This is a genomic window from Sphingomonas bacterium (assembly GCF_903644135.1).
Taxonomy (GTDB): Bacteria; Pseudomonadota; Alphaproteobacteria; order Sphingomonadales; family Sphingomonadaceae; genus Sphingomonas.
In genome coordinates this window covers 1-4,377 of record NZ_CAHJXA010000245.1, presented here as the reverse complement: position 1 = coordinate 4,377, position 4,377 = coordinate 1, and the positions used below count along the sequence as shown (strand labels likewise).

At 69.4% G+C, this 4,377-nt stretch carries 4 protein-coding genes and 1 pseudogene; 3 read left to right on the top strand and 2 right to left on the bottom strand.

Annotated features, from left to right (window positions below; translation table 11 throughout):
* A pseudogene (locus tag HUU96_RS12055) lies at nt 1–334 on the top strand (bifunctional folylpolyglutamate synthase/dihydrofolate synthase); the annotation flags it as partial.
* Between the two features lie 58 nt (nt 335–392).
* On the top strand, nt 393–824 hold the full coding sequence (locus tag HUU96_RS12050) for a DUF6628 family protein (RefSeq protein WP_174293022.1): 432 nt from the start codon (nt 393–395) through the stop codon (nt 822–824).
* Here HUU96_RS12050 and HUU96_RS12045 read toward each other — a convergent pair.
* Nucleotides 821–2,515 (bottom strand): MFS transporter, encoded by a 1,695-nt coding sequence (locus tag HUU96_RS12045; protein ID WP_254605208.1) that lies wholly within the window; start codon nt 2,513–2,515, stop codon nt 821–823. The genes HUU96_RS12050 and HUU96_RS12045 overlap by 4 nt on opposite strands.
* A 59-nt stretch (nt 2,516–2,574) precedes the next feature.
* Nucleotides 2,575–3,006 carry a response regulator gene (locus HUU96_RS12040; protein WP_174293021.1) on the bottom strand — a complete coding sequence of 144 codons (432 nt, stop codon included), beginning with the start codon at nt 3,004–3,006 and terminating at the stop codon, nt 2,575–2,577.
* Between the two features lie 117 nt (nt 3,007–3,123).
* On the opposite strand from HUU96_RS12040, the gene HUU96_RS15165 reads away from it, so the two are divergent.
* Nucleotides 3,124–4,377: pseudouridine synthase (locus tag HUU96_RS15165; RefSeq protein WP_254605207.1), on the top strand; the 1,254-nt coding region annotated here is incomplete at its 3' end.

Here is a 4,377-nt window from a genome sequence, read left to right as displayed (position 1 = left end):
CAGCGCAGCTCGTGCAGCCCGGTATCGACGATCGGGCGGCCGGCGCGTGCTGGTGATCGGGATGCTCGCCAACAAGGACGCGCCGGGCGTGCTGCGGCTGCTGACGCCCGGCGTGGATCGCGTGGTGGCCGTGCCGGTCGGCCATCATGATCACCATCACCCCAAGTCGCTGGTGGCGATCGCCACGTCGTTCGGCGTGGCCGCGACGACTTCCGGTACGTTATCGCAGGCGCTTGATCTTGTCGGCGCGGCTGGTCCGGTCGAGGTGCTGATCGCCGGCTCGCTCTACCTGGCCGGCGAAGCGCTGGCGCTGAACGACGAGCTGCCGACCTAATATTTGCGATTGACTATCAATAGCGAATTAGCGACCTTGATCGCAAGGAGTCGCTGCCATGACCGTCACCACCGCTACATCGAGCGCTTTGCCGCATCCCCTGCCCGCCTGCGCCAATGCCCGCATCGCCTTGTTCGCGATCCGGCGGATGGGGGCGCACGGCTTGGCCGACGCGCGCGCCGCGCACGCGCTGTTCACCGCGTTCGGTCAGGATTTCCGCCGTCCGCTGATGCTGATGCGAGCGCTGATGGCGGACGTCGCGGCCACCGCATCGGGCACGATCGCGATCGCGCCATGCTGCTGCGCGCGGATGACGCCGGCCGAGGCGGCGCTGCTGACCGTCCTTGCCCGCGTCGAGACCCGCGTGGACCTGGCGTTGCTGCTGATGGGGGATCTGCTCGGCACGGCGCGGGTCGATGGCGTCCTGGCCAGTGCCGCCGCAGTCGCCGCGGCCTTTGCCGATGCGGGTCGGCCGGTGACGGCCTGCTAGGCCGGCGCGCCGGTGTCACCCGGCTCGGTCCAGGCCGGCGCACGGCTCGCCCGCCACCATTCCAGCGCCACGAACGCGATCGCCACCAGCCCGAGCAGCGCCACCCAGCGGAACACCGGCGCATAGCCGTATAGGTCGAACGCCTGCCCCGCGGCTCCCTTGAGCAGCGAGCCGACCAGAAACACCAGCGATGACAGCGAGGCATATTGCACCGCCGAGAAGCGCTTGCTGACGATCGTCGACACATAGGCGACGAAGGCGGCACCGGCGATGCCGGTCGAGATATTCTCGTAGCAGATGGTGAGCAGCAGCCGCGCCATACGCAGATCGCTGCCCGCCGCCAGCGCCACCGCGTCGAGCCGGGTAGCGCGGAGCACGGCATCGATCTTCGCAGCGCCGTCGGCCAGGTCGGCGTAGAGGAAGTTGCCGAAGATCGGCATGATGACCCCGAGCATCACCGTTGGAAACCGGCCCACCCGCAGGAACAGAAAGCCGCCGAGGCCAACGCCGAGCATCGTCATCAGGATACCGAAGATCTTGGACGCGAACGCCACCTCGTCCTTCGAATAGTGCATGAAGTCGAGGTAGAACGGATAGGCGAAGCTCGCCCAGATATTATAGCAAAGCGCATAGGTGAGGATCAGGCCGATCACCGCCAGCACGCCCCAGCCGAGCCGCCCAACGAGCTCGGCGACGGGCGCGACCAGCGCCATGTAGAGATGGTCGGCAGCCGCGCGCAGGCCGATGCCGGGAGGTTCGGCGACTGGCTGGACGTACTGGCCGCGTGTGCGCAACCGATTGAGCACTGCCGCGACAGCCAACGGCACCAGCACGGTCGCGGCGACGATGAACGGTCCTCGATATTTCAGGAAGTCCGCCGCCGAGGGAGCCGTTGCTCCCGGCACGAGCGGCGTGAGCATCTGCGCCATGAAACGGCCGATGGTGAGGATCGACCAGAGCCAGCAAACCCCGACGACGCCCAGCGCAACGGCGCGGGTGCGGGCGTCGACCTCACCGCGCGCAAGCAGTGCCGCGTGCGCCGCCGCCACGGGCGGCCGCTGCGTATCGGGAGCGATCAGCGCGACCAGCGCGATGCCGGCCATCAGCCCCGCCATGACGGTGAAGACGCCCGGCCATGACAGACGCGACGCCAGGAACAGCGCAAACGCCCCGCCGACGATCGCTGACCCGCGCGCTCCGAGCTGATAGAGTGCCGACAACACTTCGACGGGTGTCCGGTCGTCGGCGATGTCGATGCGCCAGGCGTCGATGGCGATGTCCTGGGTCGCGGATGCCACGGCACCTATGACCGCCAACAGCGCGAACTGGCCGATCGCGACCGCCGGGTCGGTCGCCGCCAGCCCCAGCAGCACCGCCACCAGCACGCCCTGGCACAGCAGGATCCAGCTCTTGCGCCGGCCAAGCCGCCCCAGTCCGGGCAGCACCACGCGATCGACCACCGGCGACCACAGGAACTTGAACGCATAGGCCAGCCCGATCCAAGACAGCACGCCGATCGTCGCGAGGTTGACCTTCGCCTCGCCCAGCCACGCATTCAGCGTCCCGATCAGCAGCGCGAACGGCAGTCCCGAGGAGAAGCCGAAGGCGAACATCGACCCCGCCTTGCGCGAACCCAGCGCCACCTTCAGCAGGTGCCAACCGCGTGGTCGCGCCTCGTCGATCGTCGCCATCCCACGCTCCCACCCGTTAGCCGTCGACCCTAGCGACCCGAGCGGCGGAGGAAAGCCCGCTAATCCACCTGATCGAACAGCCGGAAGCCGGGCGGCATCCGCTTGGGCTTGTTACCCGCCAGCACCGCGTCGATCGCCTGGATCGCGGCGAGCAAGTCGCGCTGCGCATAGGGCTTGGCGAGGCAGCCTGCCGCCAGCTGCTGCGCCTCGACCGGGCAGTTGCCGGTCACGAACAGCACCGGCACCTCATGCGTCCGCGCCGCGCGCGCGACGTCCAGGCCCGATCCATCGGCAAGGTTGACGTCGGCCAGCACCAGGTCGACGCCGGTGCCGCTGCCGATCAGCGCCGTCGCATCAGCGACGCGGTCGACGGTGGCGACGATGGTGAAGCCCGAGTCGGTCAGGAAATGCTCGGTGTCGAACGCGACCAACGGCTCGTCCTCCACGACCAGCAATCGCGATATCCGCCGCTTCCTGCGTCCGAACAACATTGTCGCGATCCCGCTAATGGCCTCCCGGCTCGTTACGCCGGTGTACCTTAACGCCAGCGAACCGGATCGGTCGCCAAATATTTTCGTCGCGGCGGCAAAGCGGGGTAGAGACGCGGCATGTCGACCGATCGATCAGCAATTGCCGCAAGCGGGCGCGGCCCCGGCGAGCGTATCGCTAAGCTGCTCGCGCGCGCCGGCATCGCCTCGCGCCGCGAGGTCGAGCGGATGATCGCGGAGGGCCGGGTCGCGCTCGATGGCACCCCGATCGACACTCCGGCGACGCTGCTGACCTCGCTCGCCGGCATCACTGTCGATGGCAAGGCCGTCGCGGCTCCGGCGGCCGCGCGGCTGTTCGTCTATCACAAGCCGCCGGGACTGCTGGTGACCGAGCGCGATCCGGCCGGGCGGCCCACCATCTATGACCGGCTGCCGCCCGAACTGCCGCGGGTGGTGCCGGTCGGGCGGCTCGACCTCGCCACCGAAGGGCTTTTGCTGCTGACCACCGATGGCGGCCTCAAGCGCCAGCTGGAGCTGCCCGCGACCGGAGTCGAGCGGACCTATCGCGCCCGCGCCTATGGCCCGGTCACTCAGGCGCAGCTGGAGGAGCTGATCCACGGCGTCGAGATCGAGGGGATGCGCTACGGCCCGATCGACGCCAACCTCGAACGCCGAACCGGCGCGAACGGCTGGATCGAGATGACGCTGACCGAGGGCAAGAACCGCGAGGTGCGGCGCGTGCTGGAGCATCTGGGGCTTGAGGTCAGCCGGTTGATCCGCACCCGCTATGGTCCGTTCGTGCTGGGCGACATGGGGCCGGGCGATGTCGGTGAAGTGCGCCAGCACGAGCTGGAGGTGTTCCGCAAGACGCTGAAGACCGGCAAGAGCGGCGATCAGGCGGCGATCATGGCCCTGCCGCTCGCGCCTGCTCCAGCCGCCGCGCCGCCGGCTGTACCGCCCGCGGATCGCAGCCGCGCACGCACTGCGGGTTCGATGGGCGAGCGGCGAGCAGTCGACGCGATGCGGCCAACTGGTGCGAGGCGGCCACCCTCGCCTGCCGCTCAGCAGGCCATCGGTGAACGGGGCGGTGATCGGAGCGGTCGGGCGCGACCGTCTCCCACCGCTCGCCCCGCCAAGCCGGTCGGCACTCGTGACGATCAGCCGCAAGCGTTCGGCGAGCGAACCCGCGCGAAGACGTCCGCGCATCCTCGTGACGGCAGGCCCGCGGAGCGCCCGGTGCGGACACGGCCCGATCGGCGCGATGGTGAGGATCGTGCCAAACCGCCCCAGCGGCCAGCGCGTGCGGGTGCGTCTCCAGGCCGGGCCGCAGCGCCACGGGACGACCGCTCACCCAGTGCCGACCGATCGCGCGGC

What these genes read in the sequence shown, in the direction of transcription:
- HUU96_RS12050 (WP_174293022.1), top strand. Translation starts at nt 393, where the DNA reads ATGACCGTCACCACCGCTACATCGAGCGCTTTGCCGCATCCCCTGCCC.
- HUU96_RS12045 (WP_254605208.1), bottom strand. Translation starts at nt 2,515, where the DNA reads ATGGCGACGATCGACGAGGCGCGACCACGCGGTTGGCACCTGCTGAAG.
- HUU96_RS12040 (WP_174293021.1), bottom strand. Translation starts at nt 3,006, where the DNA reads ATGTTGTTCGGACGCAGGAAGCGGCGGATATCGCGATTGCTGGTCGTG.